Here is a 20,234-nt window from a genome sequence, read left to right on the forward strand (position 1 = left end):
CAACTTATTGGGGGCAGTCCAGGGATCGCATCAGGGCTGACAGGTGGTTACCACACGATATGCAGCGCCTGTGAGATCGCACGCCGCCCGCGCGGCGCTCGATCTCACAGGCGCTGAAGATGCTCCGGCTACCCTTGCCAGAAACCATAGAATCTCCCACAGGGGCCGGGCAAAACTTGAGGTCTGCCCTGCTCCTGTGGAAGCCCGGCTTGCCGGCGATCGGCTGCAAAGGGGTCTCAAGCGCTTGACTGCTCGACATTAGCTTCACACCCCGATCTTCACAGCAGCTGCTTCATGCCTCCTGGCCTGACAGCCTGTCCAGAGGGTCGTAGCTGTAACCGCCACCATCGTAGCTGCTCAGACGCCCCAAGGCGTCATACGTCAACACCTTGCCCCTGTCATCGACCTTCATGCTGCCGTCCTCATCATATTCCAGGGTGAAGTCGGCATAGTCTGCATGCGTGTTAGTCACACCCGTCAGCTGGGCAGGGTCGTCATTTTCAAACAGGTACGTGGCCTCATTTGAGTCTTTACTACCGTCCTCTTCTTCGAAATCAGTCAGTACCCAGGTGATATTGTCGAGCGCATCAAAATTGAAGTACTGCTGACGAATGGTTTTACCAGCCGGGTCTTTCGGGCTGTGGGAAAGCAATCCGTCACAGGCATACTCCTCGAGGCGACCACGCCGGTCATATCTGTAACTCTCCTCACGCAAGGCACTACCGTTTTCGGACAGGCGTTTGAACGTGATCTGGTCAAGCAGGCTGTATTCCTGCTCCAGCACCTGAATCCCTTGCACCAGCAGCCCCGCTGTGTCCACCAGCGCCTGCACACTATCATTGGCAAACTGGAAACCTTCGATCGGTGCCTCGACCACGGTATTCAGGAACACGAATCTGCGCAGGCACTCGCGCCCCTGGTGGTCATACTCAAGTTCCGTGGCCAACCCTTGTGTACCGTCGAGCGTGAGAATGCATTGGGTATTGCTCAGCCCATCGTAGAAGAACCGGCTGCTGGTAGACCCCAGCGCAGTCTGCTCCAGCAGGCCACTGGCGTAGTAGGCATAAGTCTGCGTCTGACCGAGAACATCTTTATAGAACAACTGCCGCCCCAACAGGCTGGTGCCATATTCCATTGACCAGGTCTCGTTTCCGATCGTGCGGGTTTCCTGCTTGATCTGGCCTGTACTGAAATAGGCCCGGGCAAGCTCTTCGCCCTCCTCTTTACACCAGGTGAGCCGCGCGTTATGCGGGTCGAATTCATAATCCGCCTGGCGGCCCGGAATGCGCCGCACTTGAGGCTCCTCACCCAACTGCGGAAGGTACTGGTACTCAATGACATTGCCGGCGGCCGTCTTCACTTTGCTTGGTTTGGTCTGGCCTGGCTCGTACTGCATGTGGCGCGCCCGCCCCCCGGTAATGGAGGTGATCATTCGGTTGAGGCCGTCGAAAACCTGCTCACCCAGCATGATGCCACCGACGCTGATACTGATCGGCAGGTCTTCACTGCTGTGCACGGCATAGTCGCGATGCACCACAGACCTGTCTGCCAGGGTCTGGTCCACCAAACGGCCGAACACGTCATAACTGGAGCGGGTGGTGGTGTCGCGTGCATCGATTTCGCGCACATTTCGCCCCAGCCCGTCATAGAAATACTCATGTTTGGCATACAGCTTGTTCGCCAGGTCGAATCGCCGAACCAGGGCAGGTTGCTCAAACAAATTCAGCCAGGTGGTGGTTTTGCCCAGGCTCATTGTGCCATCGGCAGATTCACTCCACACGGTCTGGGTAGGCAGGTTGCCATTGGGGTCCGCACCGAAAGGGTTAGACCCGATCAGGTCTTGCTCGTGGTACCGCTTGACACCATCCGGACCGATTTCGCACCGCTGCTGCCCCCAGTCGTCGTATTCATACCGGGTCGCCAACGGCATTTGCTCGGCGCCTTTCCAATCGTATTCGACTGCTTCGGTCAACTGGTCAAGCTCATCGTAGGTAAACGCATTAATCGGGCGGAAGACCTGGCGCAGAAGGGCATCCCCACCGTCGACGTCGGCATCATGACGCTCCTCCCTGGCCACTCGCCCCAGGCCATCGATGTACGAGCGGACAGCAACCCCTTTAACATCCACTCGGCTTTGCAATGCCTGGCCACCGGCCCCGCTCACAAGCCCGTATGCGTAGGTACGGGACGCCTTGTACTTATCGTCATTGGGCGACACTGTTTCCCGAATCACACGGCGCAGAGCGTCGTAGGCGTACTCGATCTCAATATCGTTGTCGTCGCGATTCAGAATGGGCTCGCCAATCAGTATCGAATCCTTCAGCGTGATTACCTTGCAAACATTGCGCGGCAGGCCGGTCACTGGGTCGATCTCGCCATTATCGAAACCCGTCACCTGCTGCTCGGTCACCAATACAGGGTGCCCATCAAGGTCATCGGTGCTGTAAGTAAAAGCGGTATTGGTGCTTTTACCGCCCATGGTCAAGGTTTGCAGCAACGGGCGCCCATGGCGCAGCAGGTCGGTGGCAACATTGACCGGGCGCGTGGTAGTGACCTGCAAAGGCGCCTGCTCTACCCCGTCAACCACTTCCAACAGGCTTTCCTGCGTCAGCACCAACCAATCGGACGCGGGCAGTTTGGCAGAGCGAGCCGGGTAGACCACGCGGGGGAGCGCTTCAAACTCGAAGTGTCGCCGCAATATCGGTGCAGGCTCGTCGCCACCCTCTGCAGGGTATTGCGTCACGCGCTTCGGGTTACGCACGAAACCGTCCGGATCATCTTCGCCCGGGTAGTACTCGGTAACGGTACGCTGCCCGGTGGGCAAGGTCTGAGCGATCAGATTGCCGTGCAGGTCATACTCGGTTCTGGTGGCAGGCTCCTCGCGCACCCGGGAGGCATCCCCCTGCACTGACCATCTGCTGCGTTGTTCCAGCGGTAGCTGGAAGTTGCTCGGCTGATTGTCGAATTCAGTTGCCGGATTGCCGTGGTACGTGGTGCTGCTGGCGAGTTGGTTCTTGCCCTGCACAACGACCTCACTCACCTGCAAGTGGAAACGGTTGTAAGTACGCTCGGTGGTACGCAACACCTGATCCGTGCCATCCGCGCCCTTGCCCCATTGGTGGGCCGTACTTGCATACCGGTAATTGGACCTGGCGCGATAAAGGTTGTCTTCGCCATCGTCACGCCAAGTGACATCGCTGCCATTACCTACAAAATTGTGAGGGGCCTGAATCCCCTCATGCAAGATGGTATAGGTGTAGGTGGTTTTCATCGACGGCTGGGCGGCGCCAGGGTTGACTGCATGAGAGGTTACCCGCGGTATCGCTGCCCGCGTCCCTCCCCCTGGCAGCAGGTGGCCGGTATCGCCATTCTCCCCATAGCGAATATCTTCCACACTACCGTAGGGTGTCGAAACCTTGGCCAGGCAAGTCAGCCCATTGGCGAGGGTGTATTCAAAACGCCAGTTGCCACCAGCCTCACCTGGCAAGTCAACTTGGCGCAACTCCCCATCGACCAGGCTGAGCTTGTACTCTGCGACCGGCTTGCCATCATTGGCATAGGGATGCAATTTGAGGTTTACCGTGCTGCCATAGCTGATTTCCAGCAATACCAGGTCCGTGCCGTCGATAATCCGCTCCAGCCGTTGATTATTGTCATACTTCAACAGGATACGATGGCCCGATGCCGCGCGAACTTCTGAAGGCAATGCAACTAGATTATCCCTGGTACCGTACTCGCTCAGGATTTCTTCCATGTGGGATTTGTGAACCACACGATACTGTTTCTTGCCTTCTACACTCTCCTCGAAAAAGCGGAACGTTTCGAGCTTTCTTTCTTTAATGCCTGGCTCGTTGCCAGACCCAGTCACCCGGAAACTTTCGCCGGTATGAAGCCGCAACATGCGAGTTGTCGGAATGTATTGGGTAAGTTCGATATACCAACCCTGGCCAAAGCCAGTATTTTTGTCGCTGAATGGATTGAATACCAGGCGAATCGGCAGGTCTGGGCCAGCTTGATAGTTACCGACAAGGGGGGGCAGGTTGATACTCATCGCATACTGGCCAGTGCGCGGATCGACCGCATTCTGGACAAAACCCGACGCATTGAATGCATTGGAATGAACTACTGTTTCAATAGCCATATTATTAATCATCCGAAGGAGGTTGTGTCGCAGCTCACCCCAGTGCCCATGTGCGCTGAGGTGAGCCATTGCTCAACGAATCGAGAGTTTCAGGACGTCGCGATGGGTAATGCCCGCCCTTTCTTCTTCCGCCGTGACGGCAAACGTAAACTTCAATGGATGCGTATTACCCTCCACATCCAGCAGGGTAAACTCCAAGTCCCGTTCCAATGCCTTGCGATAACCTGGATCTTCAAGACCACAGGACAGCACAAACCCTGAATCCCGCTGCAGGGTGATCATCAATTGCCCGGCACCCGGCTTTGCGCCTAGCACCCTATCTGGCAATGCATAGGCCCGATTCTTGGCCATGCGGTAGAGCAGCCCGTCGAACAACAGTTCGTCCTTTATCTGGCCATTACTCGACTCGAATGAAAACCCGGTAAAGCTGACAAAGTCGTCGTCTTGGACAGGGGGGGTAGACGAGCCCGGCTGCCACGACCAACGCACAGCCGATTTTCTATCGGAATCCTTGATAAACAGTCGTGCAAACTTGGTTATCCGGCCTTCTTTGATAACGTGCTCAAGCAACCAATTGTCTGTACTGGTGTCGATGTAAGCGAACTCATCCCCTTCAGACGGTGACGTATCCCCCGCCACACGCGTGCGCTTGAAAGAGTACAGCTCCTGGGTAAAGGACGGAATGTCCTGCCCGCGCAATTCCAGTTTACCCTTTTCGCCAAGGTTTTCAGACGTAACCACTTTCCCTGTCAGGGTGTTCTGTATCGAGGCAATCACCCCGATCACCCCCGGCTTACGTGAATGCAGGAAAAACCGGCGATTTCTGGCCCGCAAAGGCGCGCTACCTCCAACTTGCAATCCAGGTTGACGCTGGATATCGTTGGCAACCCTGTTGACCGCCCAGTCTGGCGCGTCATCATCTCCGGCAGCCAAGGCTTCCTCCAGCGGCGCCAGGAACGGCAGATCGTTGTTGTTATCAGCATTCAAGAACTTCAATGTGGCCAGATCGGCGTCGGAGATCTCGACCGGGTTACCATTGCTATCATCGGCAGCAGCAACGGTGACCTCGACTTCGACTTGCTGCCAACCATTGGCGTAGCACTGCGGTGCACCGATGGCTCTAAGTTCGAAATTGGCAATGGTCTCCCATGACAATAGACCGGCTATTTTGTCCTGCCGGCTTTGGCTGAACTCCACGATGGCGTAGCCGGTGCGCTCAATGCCGTCAAACCCAGTCACCACCGCAATCGGCAACTGCGGGCTTTGCGGGGGGATGTATACGCTGTCGTGGAATTCACCTTCCCCATGTACCGTCCAGGTCACAGCACGACCGAGGTTTTGCTCGAACTCCCGAGACATTATCGTGAACGGTGTAGGCTGCATCGACAGCCCCTGTGCGACGTGAAACGGAACCACGTTAAGGTCCGCCTCCCAGCCAATCACTACCACCGCACCTTCGGCGCTATCCCCGGTAAGCCGGTTGGTGCAACGGATCCGCTGGACCTCGAAATCGCGGCTGCTGCTAGGCGGATAGGGCGTGAAAATGGCCCGACCATTACCTTTGTCGTCCAGCTCCCCTAGCGGCTGATCGAGCGGTTGAACCCGATTAGTGCCGTTGGACAGAAGCACCGCCTCGACCAGGCTCCACTGCAGGCTACCGCCGTCGGCACTAGAGGCGCGGAGCTCGATCGGGGCGTCCCCTGTCACCCACGTGGCAACACGCGGTGCTACATGTACCGTACGGGCGCTTTCCACTACCAACGCGTGGCTAAGCACCGGATCAGGGCCATCAGGCGAAGTCGCGGTTACCAGCACCATCTGCTGGTCCTGCACAAAACTGTCTGCAGGGGTTGGGCTGTAGCTGGCGCCATTGAATGTGCCAACCGCCTTGGGGCGCATCAGGTTGGTGGCCGACCACAGTACCTGGCCCGTTGCGCCATCAGCAGTGAACGCGATGGGCTGCCCAGTTACCACATTCGCGAAGGCAGGCTCGACCGCTAACGCGCCCGCTTTTTTTTGCCAGTTTCCGGTCAAGACAAGATCTGCGTCTGAGCTTGATGCCCGCATCACGAACTCATGGCCACTGGGCAGGCTGAAGGTACTCAGCACATCCTTTACCTCCCCCGCCCCCAGCTCCGCAATGTCCGGTACAAGGATCAGCGTACCCGGCAGATCGCTCGCACCCTCGGCAATCGGGTAAGGGAAGTCGGTGCCTGGGGGTAGCTGGCCGCCTGGGCGCAAGTCGATGCCCAACTTCATGAAAACCAGCACAGCACCGTCCCCGTACCGAGGGCTGCCTTCGCTTTGCCCCCAAGGTGCGGCCATGGTATTGACCATGAACTGCTCCGGGCTCAGCGGGTAGTAGTCGTCCATGACGAAACTGCCCAGGGAATAGGTGTGCTGGTAAGCCCGCATATAGCTGATCGATTGCTGCAGGCGCCGGCCAAGCATGGCCTGGGCATAGGGGGTTGGCCCAAGGTTGGTAGAGTAGCTGTCCGCGCTGGCAAGGTTCAGTTGCAGTTGGGTATGCCGGCTCCCCTTGGGTCGGCCGACCCACACTTCCAGCGGCGCTTCGACCCGATAGCCCATGGCTTCGGTAAGGGTAAAGCTTTCCACCACGCGCTTGGGTCTGCCAGGAAGCCCCAAGACCCGCATGTACTCCCCGGCGATAATGTTCATCCGCAGCGTCAGGCCCGAGCCGACCCCTGTTGCATGTTCAAAGCTGACTTGGGGCACCCCCAGCACCAGCCCTTGCAGGGTAACGCCGATTCGCTGGCCCTCATCGAGGTAAGCCTCGAGATGGATAGGGTCCATCGCACCGAAGTTACCGAGTGCTTCCAGGTATTGTTCACGAAGTACCAGGTCAAGCAAGCTGCGGTCCAGGGCAAGCACGCCCCCCCAATCTTGCCGTACAGAGGTTTTCTGTTCTTCCGGCGAAGCAAGCCTACGTTCCATCTCACACCTCCTCCAGACCATGGGAAGTCTTGACGCCATTAAGGATATTGGTGTAAGCAGGCCCGGGGACGAACGGCAGTGGCAAGATAACGTAGTCGTGGGTGTCGAACAAATCATCGTTGACCCAGAAAGCCGATATGATTACGTACTGGTCGTTCCCATCGTTGCCAGGCGTGTACACTTGGGTATCCTGGTCGACGGACCCACCGCCGCGAAGCACAGTCCATTCGATTGGCTCAGGAACCTTGACCTTCTGCTTATGTTTGTCCAACTTGTAGAACGGAAGCGCCACCTTGCCATCGTCTCTGACTTCTGGCTCCATCCAGTAATTGGAGCTCTTGGAGCCAACGACCAGCATGTCAATCTTCGCCGAGTGGCCTCCCACAGATCGAACGGTGACCTCGTCCAAGCGCAGCTCGCCGTAGTGCTCCGGCTTGGTCCCGTCGCCAATTGGCAGTTCTAACGGTGCGGTATATTTGTAACCCCCGGGGTTCAGCGGATCGTCATCCGGGGCGACTGTGCCCAGTTCGGGAGTATCCCATGTCACTGCAGCACCGTCGGGAGTACCCGCGGACACCGCAAAGGATCTGCCTACACCCACCACCGCCACCAAGGGGCTGACCGTGATGTGGTTTGGTACAACACTAACCAGTGCTTTGCTGACCAGCTCCCCACTGGTGGCCGTTACGATCAACCGGCGTTGTCCTTCTCTCAGCAACGCGTCATCGGAGGGGGCCGTATACCGCCCTACCGAGGGGTCTTTGAACGACCCTGTGTCGCCGGTTTCGCCAGGGAGGTTACTCACGGTTCAGTTGACACTGGCCGCCGCAGGAGAAACGCTGAATTCGATGACTCCACCCCTTGCCACGATCGGCTCCGAAGGGCTTATCACCATCGTGGTGCGCTTGGGCGCCAGGTTGCCCAGCAGGGTCAGGTCGGTCGGCAGGGACACGTCGCGCGGTTCGACAACGTTCTCGCCACGGAAGAGCAAATTATTGAGGCGTAAGGCGTCGATTTCAAACGTCATATCCATGAGTTCGCTGGCTTTTGCCTCGAATTCCGATGCCAGTTTGGTTTCTAACCCAACTACAATGTTTGCGGAATTTTCCCTGGCGGCTGAAGCCGCGTCGCCAGAACCGAAATCATCTTGGATGTCGATTTTCGTATTAACCTTTACATCATCCATCACAAACTTTAGGACCGGCTTAACCTCGGCATCATCAACCACAAACTTATAACTAGCATCAATAGATACAATCGCATTAATATCTAGATTTATAGTACGTCCTGCCGAATCTCCGGTCTGAATAAAATACACCACAGTTCCTGCCACAACTTCGGTGTGCCAGTGCGCCTTAAGCGATCTGCCCTCGAATACAAATTTATCGCCCGGAGAAAACAGCGGAACGTGAACTCCATTAACCGACAGCTTCCAGCGCCAAGGCTGCAGCGTTCCTCCATGACCCTCATCATAATATTCGTAACTTATCCAGTGAGCCGTCTGTCCATTCGCAACCAGTTCATAGCGTTCGCCGGGCAGCTCTCTAACGTCGAATTTACCATTTATCCATTCAAATTGATCCAAGCCACGCTTAATGGCTTGATTAGCTATAAATTTCTGCGAGAGTACCAGATTACTCGTATACGGCTCTACCGCAGCGGGCAACATGTACAGCAATGCGCTATCGTCATGGGGGTAATCACCAGGCTTACTGCCTTGCATGGCAACAAACACAACCACCGCGCCTTCACCAAAATTCTCGGAGCCGAGCAAGGCGCCTCCCGGCGCCGCGTGAGTGCGAATACCAAAAACCCCTGGGTTTATAGGCGAGTTAGCATCAACCACCATCTCGCTGAGCGGGAACTGCGTAATCTCCTTACTCCAACTGTCCAATTGTCCCTTGAAATAAATACCCAACCGTATCCTCTCAGGCCCAGTCGCCCCTCCACTGAAGACATGTTCCGTGCCGTCCTTCAAGTCAAGCAATACCTTGCCGCTATCATTGACGGAACCTTGTACTGCCCTCAGGTCAATGTCCATGTCCAGTATGCCGCGGTTAGCGGCATTATAGATAACCAAGGCGGTTACGCTCCTGACCATCTGGCCAGCGTGAGGCGTGTCAATCACTTCAAGATGCTTTCCGCCCACCAGGCGCATCTGCAACTTACCCTTGGAATACGCGATAGTTGCGTTCTCGAAAGACAGCCGAGGCTTGTCGAGTACCAGGCCATTCAGAACATGTTTGATACCGTTACCTGAGTCAACCACATCGTCCTTCAGCTTGGGGAAAAATGCTTCCTCGATATCGATACGGTCAATGTACTCTTGCGTCAGCAGGGCATTGGTCGCCGCCCTGTCAAACACCAGCAGCGCATCCCACTTGACGGTTTGCGCGCCCTGTTCCATTTTACGCAGAAATTCTTCAAGGGATTGAATACCCACGGCTTGAGCCCGCACAGGTGCTTTACTGTTCATTTATATCCAACTCCATGTGACCCGCGTTAATCAGCGCAACGGCACGCCGCCCCTAAACCTGGCCAGCGCGGCCAGTTGCACTGGCCATTTATTTAGAGTGCTTGGGAATCAGGAGCAGCGGGCGAAGCTTGTGCCAACTATCGCCCTGATCGAAACTGACTTCCCCATAAACGGTGTACTGTTTGTCTTCTTCCAACCCGTTATAGGTCGCAACACTTAACCACTGTTGTATGCGCGCATTGCTGAGTTCGCCGGCAGTGACCGGCGCTCGATCACGTAATACGGCGCCGCTTTGAATGGCCAGCGTGAACAGTTGACCGGTTGCCGCGAAAGGCCAGAGCAGCACCCCATACACCTCAAGCATTGCACCGTTGGCCGAGAGTTTGCTCCGCCAAAGTTCGCCGTTGGCCTGGGCTTGATCGCATTTGACGTTGTTGTCGATGACCAGCGGCTGGACACGCAAGTCCACCGCATCAGAGGGTGCCGAGCGCACACCGTTTTCATCGACGATGTGGTAGAACACCTTGAAACGCCTGCTGTGGTCATCGCCAGGCTGATGCATGTTCGCGGCGACTACACCAGGGTCGATCTTGAACTTGCGGCCGTCACCTACCTCCGGTGTGTCGACCACTTGCTTGCCGTTGTGCTCATAACCATCCCAGTGAACCTCGAAGCGTTCGCCTGGGCGCAGGGGCACATCCGGTACCGTTACATAGGCCCCAAGAATCGCTCTGTCCGCCGACAGCTTTTGCCTGCCGAGGCCGTCCTCTTCTGCGCGCTCGATACGTGGCGCTGCAAGGGTGCGTGCTGTTTCAAACGCTACGTCCAGGCTATGCGAAGTCAACGCGTGCCCCGCGCGGGCAACCTGGTAGAACACTTTATGATCACCCGGTTCAAGCAAAGCCGGGTCAACCCGGAATACGGTCTCATCGCTTTGCAGGCTGCTCGCATCCATGCGCGCAAACTGCACTTCAGGCTCGAGCGCCTGGGGGCTTTTCCAGTGCAGCAAATAGTGGTCACCTACTTGAACACTTGGCGCTGTAGGCACCCGAACGATCAAGCCATCGGGGAACATACCAGGGTCAAGCGGCACCCCCGTGAAGCCATCGATAGTGGCAGCAGGCAACAAGTCAGCCGGGCTGGGCGCCTCTGTTACAGTCATTTCCTGCACAGGGGATGGCACTTTTTCGTCGTTAGCGGACAGCGTAATCGTGTATTGAAACGCTACCCGGCCATTGCGCACGCGGCTGAAGTCTGACTTGGCGATCTGCCATTGCAGCGGCTCACCGACATTGGCCTCGGTCACTTCATGTCGCTCAGTTGCCGGTGGCGTAATTTCGTCCCCTGCAGCGTTGAACTTGCGCGCCACCAGCTCGATGCTGTCGCCGACCTGCATGGCCCGGTAGCTTGGCGCCAGCAGGCGCACGCCTTCAGACTCAAGGTCTGAAAGGACAATTACACGATCATGCGACTCCCGCGCCTGCGCCACCGCCAATGTTTCGGCAACCCCACCACGGTCGCGCAAACCCAGGTAACAAAAGATACGCATTGAATCCGGCGTGGACTCATCTGCGTTTTCAACCTTGTAGGATAAAAATGCCCACCCACCATCGTAAGGCTCGACAAAACGTTTGGCCACCTTGGCGGTCATGGTTCTTGTAGTGTCGTAATCCGCGGGCACCTCAACCACGGCATCAAGTTTATCAAACGGCGTACCGTCTGCGGCAATCCCGCGCCAGACCGGATATATGCTCTGACCGAACCGGATATCCGCGTCCTTGATAAGAAATTCCAAATGGTCGCCATTCAGGTTTTTTACGTCAATTTCCCCCCACGCGTTTTGCGCCGGTATTTCAGGAGCGGGGTTTAACTGGGGCTGATCGACCCCGCCATCGAATGGGCGTCGCATCACCATGAACATTCTCCTGGTGGGTTGAAGATGCCCTTAGTTTCACGGCGCACCGCTGCGATTGGCTACTGACAGAAATAACAGGTGGCACAGGGTACGCGGGCAAAAACCAGACCTGATAAATCTGCCAGGTGACAAAACAAAAAAAACAGGTATGCCCTTGAAGCCTCCACTTATTATCCCGGCGCACCTGTTAATTCTGCCAGGTGCGGCGGTGCGGCGAGTTCAATAAGCTCCAGACAGACAAAACGCCTTGTTTGGCCCTGCAATGCAAACACCTGTCTTCTTTTATCTGTTCATACACCCTGAACAGGGAGCTTTGAGAAATGAATCAACTCAATGACCGCCGCCCCACTCTTCCGTCGGCCCTAATACAGGCGATGCTGACGATGCCGTTGTTGTTAAGCAGTGTGGCCGCCGATGCAGCCGATACCACCCGTTCGAACCTGGCGGATCCCACCCCCCTTCTCTCCCTCTACCAAACCGTGGACAACAACACCGAACCTGCTTGCGGGTTCGAGCTGCCGGAAGCGGGCAGCGGCACTACCGTGAAACTGCTCCCCAAAAAAGAGTGCCCGTCAGAAGCCAGGGAGCCTCACTCCATCCGCATTCGAAACGTGCCGATCAAATCGACGTTTCTGCTGACTGATAATGAGCGCTGTGAAAAGCTCGACAGTTCCTGGGTTGAGCTCGATACCAGCCGCGCCAATGCTTCGCTGGAAAAAATGGGCATCGACAAGATCTGGACCTACGCGGGCCGCCCGGAAAAACCGGGCTACCTGACCAACAGCGGCCTGGACAACAATGTGCCAAGCCGAGGCTTCCGAGTAATTGGTAAAGGTGACCCGATCAAGCAAGGAGATCTTACCTGCATCGTGGTCACCATCGCCCCGCGGAGCATCTGATCATGGCTGACACTCCCGGGGTACACAGCAACGCCAGCAACTTCCAGAGTTTCGTGCAAAACAATGTCGACCAACGTACGGGCCATTACAACCTGGCCATTGACTTGCCAGTGCCGGCCGGTAACGACCTGACCGGCCCTGGGCTGCCCTTGCGCCTGTCGTACAGCCCGTTCAACAATGAAGACTCAGGTTTCGGCACCGGCTGGCGCCTGGCAATGACCCGCTACGAGCCCGCTACCCGCATGCTTACCCTGCACACGGGGGAAAGCTACAAGGTGACAGGTACCGGGGCGCAACCCACCATTCGCGAAAAGAAAATTCACAGCTTTCATTTTTACGATGACGGCACTGCCGCCGATGAAGACAAGGGCCCCTACCGCGTGGTCCACAAGTCCGGCCTGGTGGAAATACTGACCCTGCACGATAAGCTCAACCCCATCGCCCTGCCGAGTAAAGTCCGGGCGCCTTCCGGCCAGGGGTTAACGCTCCACTACATTCCCGAGAGCCGCCGACTGGCCAGGATCGTCGATGACAATGGCACGCTGCTGCTGGAGCTGCAGTACACCGATGGCGCGGTCACCGTTGATACGCATCCAGGTGCAGGGGCTAACGGCCTGCCTTTCCTGCGCTACAGGCTCGAGCTGAAAAACCGGGCTTTGGTGGAAGTCAAACTGCCAGCTGACATCGGCGGTAACTGGCGCTTCGGCTATACCCGCGCCCATGGCCTGACCTGCCTTGCGAAAGTATCCACACCCACGGGGGCTGTAGAAGAAATTCGCTACGGCGAGAACGGCGACCCGGGCCACGTACTGCCCAATATACAGCCGCAAAGAGTCTTGCCACGGGTAACCAGCCACGAAGTGAAGCCCCGGGCCGATCAGCCACCGCTGAAAACGACCTACACCTACAAGCACTTCGATGAGGACAACAACGTCGAGGTGGAGCACAGCTATGTAGGTAGCAACAGCAATGTCAGTTGGCGTGACGACGGCGAGGACAACCTGTACCGGGCAAGTGCTAACTACCGCTACAGCGTCACTGCCCATTACTGGAAAGCGGGCAAGGTCGCCCGCACCCAGACCCAGACGTTCAACCGCTATCACCTGCTGACCCGGCAAATATTGGAAGAAGACGGCCATATCGAAGAAACCGAAACCGAGTTCCACGAACGCGCCGGCGTCAGTTTCGACGATCAACCCCGCTACTTCCAGCTGCCCAAGACCATCACCAAACGCTACAAATTACGTGCTGACGCCAGCAAGCTTCGCCTGGAAACCGCGACCACCCTGTATGACGATTATGGCAACACCACCGAAGAGGTAGCCCCCACCGGCGTGCGCACCACTTACGCTTACTACGACAAAGAGGGCGAAAAGCAGCCAGGCGATGAAAATGGCGATAACTGGGCCTGCCCGCCCGACCCCCAGGGTTTTGTGCGCAACCTCAAATGCAAGACCGTCTACCCCGTGCCAGGGTTGCCCGGCGGCGCCCCCATTTTTCGGAGCCGGTTGACCTACAAGGCCTACCCGGCGCTGTCCAGCCTGGGCCAGGCGAGCGAATGGCTTGCGCCTTGCGCAGAACAAACCCTGCAAGTATTCGATGTTCAACAGCCCGACGAGCGCGAAGTGCTACTGCTAAACGTGGAACGGGCTTACCTGAACATGCCAGACAATGCCTTCCTGCATGGTCGGCCGAGTTATCAGGTGACCACCCGTTACGGTGACGACAGCGCCAACCCAGTGCGCCGGGCCATCGAAAGCCGCACTTCACGTGTTGAGTGGAGCTACTGCAAGGTCACCGACAAGGAGCACGGCCTGGAATACTGGACCGATGAAACCGTGTGCGGCTTTGACCTGGTGCAGAAAACGACCCGTTCAGCCGCATCTGGCCTGCATGGTCAAACGGTGTACGAAGAGGATGACACCGGCAACAGCATTCGCCGCATCTACGACCCGCTCGCACGCCTGAAGGAAGAAATTGTTGCACCCGGCCAAGGCGAGGACGAGAGCAAGGTCATCCACCAGTACGGGTTGGTCACCCATCCCGAGGAGGGCGCAGCCGGGCTGGCCTCGCAGTCGTCCACCGGCAGCACGGGCGTGAGCACCATCGTCACCTTCGATGGCTGCAGCCGGGTGGTGACCGAGGAGCGCGAAACGCAAGTTACGGATACCCCGCCAGGCGCTAGACCCTTGCGGCAACGTAAAATCGTTGCTCGGCGCAAGTACGATGAACTTGGCCAGCTAAGCGAAGAAACCACCTTTGACTATTACGACGGCAAGACCCTGGAGCTGACCTCCACCTTCGAATACGATGCCTGGAGCCAACTGTGCAAGACCACGCTGCCCAATGGCGCGACGCAACACAGTGAGTTTTCGCCGTTTGGTGAATCGGGCGACATCATTACCCGCTGGGTCGAGACGGCAGACAAACCGGGGGTTCGTCAGCAGCAGCAGGTCACCGAAAGCAATAACTTCGACAAGCCGGCCTATCAATACCGGTTGGACGAAGCAGGCCAGATCGTTGGCCGCCAAGACTTCAGCTACGACGGCCTGGCGCGCTGCACCCGTGAAGAACACACCTTTAACCGAAACGGCAGGCCGGTCAGCCGAGTCAATCAGTACACCTACGATTCTGAAGGCCGGGTAACCCGTAACGAGCGACCCGACCAATCGGCTGTGCTCAGCCGTTTCGCGCTACACAGCGCTGACCCGCTGGCCGAGCAACTGCTGGTCGAGCGACGCAAAGGCGCCCAACCCACCCTGGCCTGGCAGCGGGAGTACGATGGTCTCGAACGCCTGAAGACGCTGGCGGCCGGTTTGCAGCAAGAAGCCTATACCTACAAGGAAAACACCTCGCTGTTAGAAAGCCGCACCACGGCGCAGCGCACGTACACCTACCACTATCGCCCCACCCGCTCAGCCCAGCCCAGCCAGATCGATGTGGGCACAGTGCCGAGCACAACGTTCGATTACGACAGCAAAACCTCAGCCATCAATACAGCCAGCGATGCACAAGGCAAGCACAGCTATAGCTACACCGATCAAGGCTACCTGCTGAAAGCCCAATGGGAAGATCAGGATGCCAAGGGCTACCACTGCGACTACCGACACTCGTTCCAAGGCTTGCCATTGGGCTACACCGAAAGTGACGGCGTTGCGGTAAACCACGCCTATAACGACCTGGGCCAACTGGTACAGACCCGTCAAGGTGACCTGGTTGCCTCCTTCGAGTACGACACGCTGGGGCGGCTCTGGAAAACTACAACGCAGGACTTGATCAACAAACAGAGGCTAGTGTGCGAGCAAACTTACGACCTTCTAGGTCGCGAGCACAAACGCGAACAAACTCTCACCCGGCAGGATGGTTCCACCCTCACCCAGCACATCGTACTGACGTGGCAGGAGGATGACCAACTAAGTAGCCGCGCACTTATCCGTGATGGCGAACAACTGTTGCTGGAAACCTTCAACTACGATGCACTCGACCGGCTGGAGGAACACCGTTGCACTGGCACCGCCCTGCCGAACAACGCAGCTGGGCGCGCTATCAAGAGTCAGTTTTTCGTCTACGACGAGCTGAATAACCTCACAGAGTGCTACACCGATTTTGCCGACGGTGCAGCAGACGAAGCTTTCTATACCTACGACGGCTTCATCCTGACACGAGCGGAGCATTCCCTGCAGCCCGACTACCCGGCCAGCCAGGCGTTCGATTCCGATGCTGAAGGCAACCTGCTGAACGACGAGCAAGGCAACCGGCTGGTGTACGACGACCGTGGCCGCCTGAGTGAAGTCCAGCGGGCGAGCGACGGGCAGCCCCTGTACCGTTACCGCTATGACGGCCACAACGACCTGATCGGGGTGCGCCAGGCGCAAGAGCCGGAAGTGTCGCGCCGCTACCAGGGCTACCGGTTGAGCAGCACACGCGAAGCAGAACTGCTGACCGAGTACCTGTACGCCGGCGAGCGCCCTTTGGGCTTGCAACGCCCGGCTCAAACCGCCGACAACCGGCTATTCGTCACCGACGCGGCCAACAGCGTGCTGGGTGAATGCAGCAGTGATGAACTGCACGACAACACATACACCGCCTACGGCGATTCACCGGACAACGACCAGTTGGTAGGCTTGCTCGGCTTCAACGGTGAAGCCCGCGAACGGGCGTTGGGCTGGTCACTGCTGGGGCGTGGCTACCGTGCCTACAACCCTGGGTTGATGCGCTTCCACAGCCCGGACCTCGCGGCGCCTGAAGCTGCGGGTATCAACCCGTACGTGTACTGCGGCGGCAACCCGGTCAACTGGCACGACCCGAGTGGCCATTACGGCATGCGAAACAGCATGGAGCAGCCCTACATCCCACCCAAACCCGTGAAGCCCAAAGGCGACTGGCAATCCTGGCTTGGCGTGGCGCTGAGCGCTGTGTTTGCGGCGGTCAGCATCATGCTTCTGCCGCCGGTAGGCTGGACCCTGCGCTTCCTGCTCGGCTCAGTCAGCGCTGGCATCGACATTGGCGCACTGGAGGAGAGTATGAGGGCACTGTTGACGGGGGACGAGACGGCCTATAACACATCGTTTTGGCTCGGATTTATTGGTGGGCTACTCACGATGGGGACGATTTTCGAAAGGCTCATGAATCAGGGGGGGAGCAAGGCCGCCGTTCGCCGCACGCTGCCCGGCCCTGCACCCGCCCCCAGTGAAGGAGATGTTTTCTTCAGGCTGCGTGTCCCTAGAAAAGCTCCAACACGACAGCTAAATCTCAAACGCAAAATATGGCTGCCAGGCAATCCAGACGCTTCCACTCAAACAATGGCTACTGGCGTGGGCTTCGACGTGGCGACTCAGACGACCAAAAAAGTAACTTTCGGTGATTTAGCCACATCCACATTGCCACAAAGCTCGATCAGTAGCACGAGTTCCACTGCTTCAAGTTCTTCAATTGGCTCTTACCGCTTGGAAGAGCTTTTTGCCGAACCTGCTATTCCCGCTGTTACCCCGCCTGTATCTCCTACTACTTATAAAGCCAGTGCTGGCTCCATGCTGGGCTATAGAAAAAAAGAGGGCTCCCTTAACTGGACACCTACAGGTAGATCAACCTATATACCCTTTAGATAACAGCGAAGGGTGGCCGACTTACATACCGGCCACCCTTACATACAATAAATTATAAAGCCGGGAATTACCTGTACCTCAAATCAGGATTTTCCTACATGAATCATTCATTCAGGACCGTAATGTGCCTCCTGATTTTTCTCCCAAAGAAGCCATTAAGTTCATTCTCTAACAGAGAAAAGGGCCTTACGCTACATACACCTACGGTGCCTGAGTATGCAACAACACACACAGTATCGGCAGTTGCCGATTCGCCTTGGTGCATCCCTATTTTTCTCCATGGCAGGTTACGGCCTTTTGTTTTTGCTTACGGAAATGGCCCTTGCAGAGGACCGCCCCCTGCAATTCAACCCCAACTTCATGCGCCAAACCCCTGGGCAATCCAGCGACGCCAGCATAGCCGCCCTGAACACCCTGGCTGCTCAAGCCTCCCTGGCGCCCGGCCGCTACCAGGTTGAAGTGCTGGTCAACCTGGCCCCTGCGGGCAAGCATGAAATCGAGTTTCGTGAAGGCAGCGACGGCAAGGGCCTGGAGCCCTGCCTGAGCGCCAGCCTGCTGCGCGAGCTGGGCCTGCGTGAGCAGGCGCTGGCCGAGCCTTTGCCCACCGACGCGCGCTGTGTAGACCTACCTACGCTAGTGCCCGATGCCACCTACGACCTCAACCCTGGCCAGCTGCAACTGGCGTTGTCCATCCCGCAAGTGGCCCTGCGCCGCGATGTGGCCGGCAGCGTGGCCCCCGAGCGCTGGGACGACGGCATCAATGCCGCCTTCGTCAGCTACCAGGCCTCTGCACAGCATTTCAGCGGCCGCACCGGCACCTCCAGCAGCCAGGACCTGTACCTCAATGGCGGTATCAACCTAGGCGGCTGGCGCCTGCGCAGCAGCCAGAGCTGGCGCGACGACGGCGAAGGCCAGGATTGGGTGCATTTCAACACCTATGCCCAGCACGACCTGCCCGGGCAGTGGGGTACGCTCACCCTGGGCGAAACATTCAGCAGTGGCGACGTGTTCCGCAGCCTGCCCATCAAAGGGGTACAGCTGGCCACCGACATGGGCATGCTGCCCGACGTGATGCAAAGCTACGCACCCGTCATTCGCGGCGTAGCCCAGACCCGGGCCAAGCTCGAAGTGCTGCAGAACGGCTACCCGATCTATTCCACTTACGTTGCCCCCGGCCCATACGAAATCAACGATCTGGGCATTGGTGGCAGCAGCGGCGACCTGGAAATCGTCCTCACCGAAGCCGACGGCCAGGTGCGCCGCTTCATCCAGCCCTATTCCACCCTCAGCAACCTGCTGCGCGAAGGCGTGTGGCGCTACAACCTGGTGGCCGGGCGCTATGACGGCGCCGACGGCATCGACAACCCCGCACTCTGGCAAGCCACCCTGGCCCGCGGCGGCCAGTGGGGCACCACCCTGTATGGTGGGCTACTGGGCAGCGAGTACTACGACGCTGCCAACCTTGGCATCGCCCGCGACTTTGCTACCTTTGGCGCAGTGTCGCTGGACGTGACTCAGGCCCGTACCGATCTTGGCGAGCAAGGCGGCCAGGTACAGGGGCAGAGTTATTCAGTGCGCTATGGTAAAGCCTTCCAGACCGGCACCAGCCTGCGCTTTGCCGGTTACCGCTACTCCACCGAAGGCTATCGTGAGTTCGACGAAGCCGTGCAGCAGCGCAACGCCTCCAGCCGCTACCAGGGCAACCGCCGCAGCCGCCTGGAAAGCTCAATCTACCAGTCGTTCAACAACCGCAACTCGCTGAGCCTGACCTTGTCGCAGGACGATTACTGGCACACCAACCGCCAGCGACGCCAGTACCAGTTCCAGTTCAATACTCAGTATCGCCGGGTCAGCATCAACCTGTATGCCTCGCAGTCGTTGAGCGACGACAACGGCAGCGACCGCATCGTAGGCTTGGGGGTCACCATCCCGCTGGACTGGGGCACGTCAACGACTGCCAGTTTCGACGTGCAGGAAAGCAACGGCCACTTCAGCGAACGCGCCAGCTTGAACGGCGGCTCGCAGGACAACCGCCTGAGCTACCTGGCATCGCTGGCCAACGACGAACAGCAGCGCAAGACGGCGTCGGTATCGATGGGTTACCAGACGCAAAAGGTGAACGTAGGTGCCGGCTACACCGAAGCGGACGACTTCCGCAGTGTTTCGGTCAATGCCAGTGGCGCGGTGCTGGCACATGCCGGCGGCATCGTGCTGGGGCAATACCTGGGCGAGACCACGGCCTTGGTGCATGTGCCCGACGTGCCCGGCGTAGGTGTCGACAACGTGCCCGGTGGCAGCACCGACAACAGTGGCTACATCCTTGCCCCCCACATGCGCCCCTACAGGGTCAACCAGGTCACCCTGCAAACCGACCAGCTCGGCCCTGGTGTTGAAATCGAAAACGGCGTTACGCAGGTTGTGCCCCGCCGAGGGGCGGTCGCCCTGGCGGCATTCAAGGCGCAGCAGGTAAACCGCCTGATCCTGACCCTGCAGCATGCCGACGGCCGCCCGTTGCCCTTCGGCACCCAACTCAATGACAAGCAGGGCAAGCACCTGGCCGTAGTGGGCCAGGCGGGCCAGGCGCTGATTGCAACAGATGCCCAGGCGCAAACCCTGGAAGCGCGCTGGGGCGAGCGCGCCGGACAGCGCTGCTTGTTCAGCATCGACCCTGCAACCATGCCAGAAGAGCAAGGCTATCGCCTGCAGACTTTGCGCTGCCCCACTCCATGATCCAGCCCGTGCG

General features: G+C 57.9%; 8 protein-coding genes. 3 read left to right on the forward strand and 5 right to left on the reverse strand.

The genetic code is table 11. The features are described 5' to 3' along the window. Positions 1 to 292: 292 nt before the first annotated feature. The 5 genes from B3361_RS08745 to B3361_RS08765 all read right to left on the reverse strand — a co-directional run bounded on the left by B3361_RS08745 (position 293) and on the right by B3361_RS08765 (position 11,487). A complete protein-coding gene (locus B3361_RS08745) occupies positions 293 to 4,141 on the reverse strand; it encodes a sugar-binding protein (protein WP_286920172.1) in 3,849 nt (1,282 codons plus the stop codon). A gap of 72 nt (positions 4,142 to 4,213) precedes the next feature. Then, the gene (locus tag B3361_RS08750; protein WP_154211375.1) at positions 4,214 to 7,096 is read right to left on the reverse strand and encodes a hypothetical protein; all 2,883 of its coding nucleotides are present in this window, start codon (positions 7,094 to 7,096) and stop codon (positions 4,214 to 4,216) included. A 1-nt stretch (position 7,097) separates the two neighbouring features. Next, the gene (locus tag B3361_RS08755; RefSeq protein ID WP_286920173.1) at positions 7,098 to 7,790 is read right to left on the reverse strand and encodes a hypothetical protein; all 693 of its coding nucleotides are present in this window, start codon (positions 7,788 to 7,790) and stop codon (positions 7,098 to 7,100) included. Positions 7,791 to 7,904: 114 nt separating this feature from the next. Next, complete coding sequence (locus B3361_RS08760; protein WP_286920174.1) at positions 7,905 to 9,572, reverse strand: hypothetical protein; 1,668 nt, start codon at positions 9,570 to 9,572, stop codon at positions 7,905 to 7,907. Positions 9,573 to 9,660: 88 nt separating this feature from the next. Next, entirely contained in the window at positions 9,661 to 11,487 is a 1,827-nt protein-coding gene (locus B3361_RS08765; RefSeq protein ID WP_154211373.1) for a hypothetical protein, read from the reverse strand. Between the two features lie 320 nt (positions 11,488 to 11,807). On the opposite strand from B3361_RS08765, the gene B3361_RS08770 reads away from it, so the two are divergent. The 3 genes from B3361_RS08770 (at position 11,808) to B3361_RS08780 (ending at position 20,221) form a co-directional block, all read left to right on the forward strand. Then, a complete protein-coding gene (locus tag B3361_RS08770; RefSeq protein ID WP_125855286.1) occupies positions 11,808 to 12,386 on the forward strand; it encodes a hypothetical protein in 579 nt (192 codons plus the stop codon). 2 nt (positions 12,387 to 12,388) lie between these two features. Then, positions 12,389 to 17,494 (forward strand): RHS repeat-associated core domain-containing protein, encoded by a 5,106-nt coding sequence (locus B3361_RS08775; protein WP_054905929.1) that lies wholly within the window; start codon positions 12,389 to 12,391, stop codon positions 17,492 to 17,494. A 312-nt stretch (positions 17,495 to 17,806) separates the two neighbouring features. Next, positions 17,807 to 20,221: a fimbria/pilus outer membrane usher protein gene (locus tag B3361_RS08780; protein ID WP_082414742.1), complete on the forward strand. Its 2,415-nt coding sequence runs from the start codon at positions 17,807 to 17,809 to the stop codon at positions 20,219 to 20,221. Positions 20,222 to 20,234 lie beyond the last annotated feature (13 nt).

Source organism: Pseudomonas sp. UBA6699 (assembly GCF_002454615.1).
GTDB lineage: Bacteria > Pseudomonadota > Gammaproteobacteria > Pseudomonadales > Pseudomonadaceae > Aquipseudomonas > Aquipseudomonas juntendi.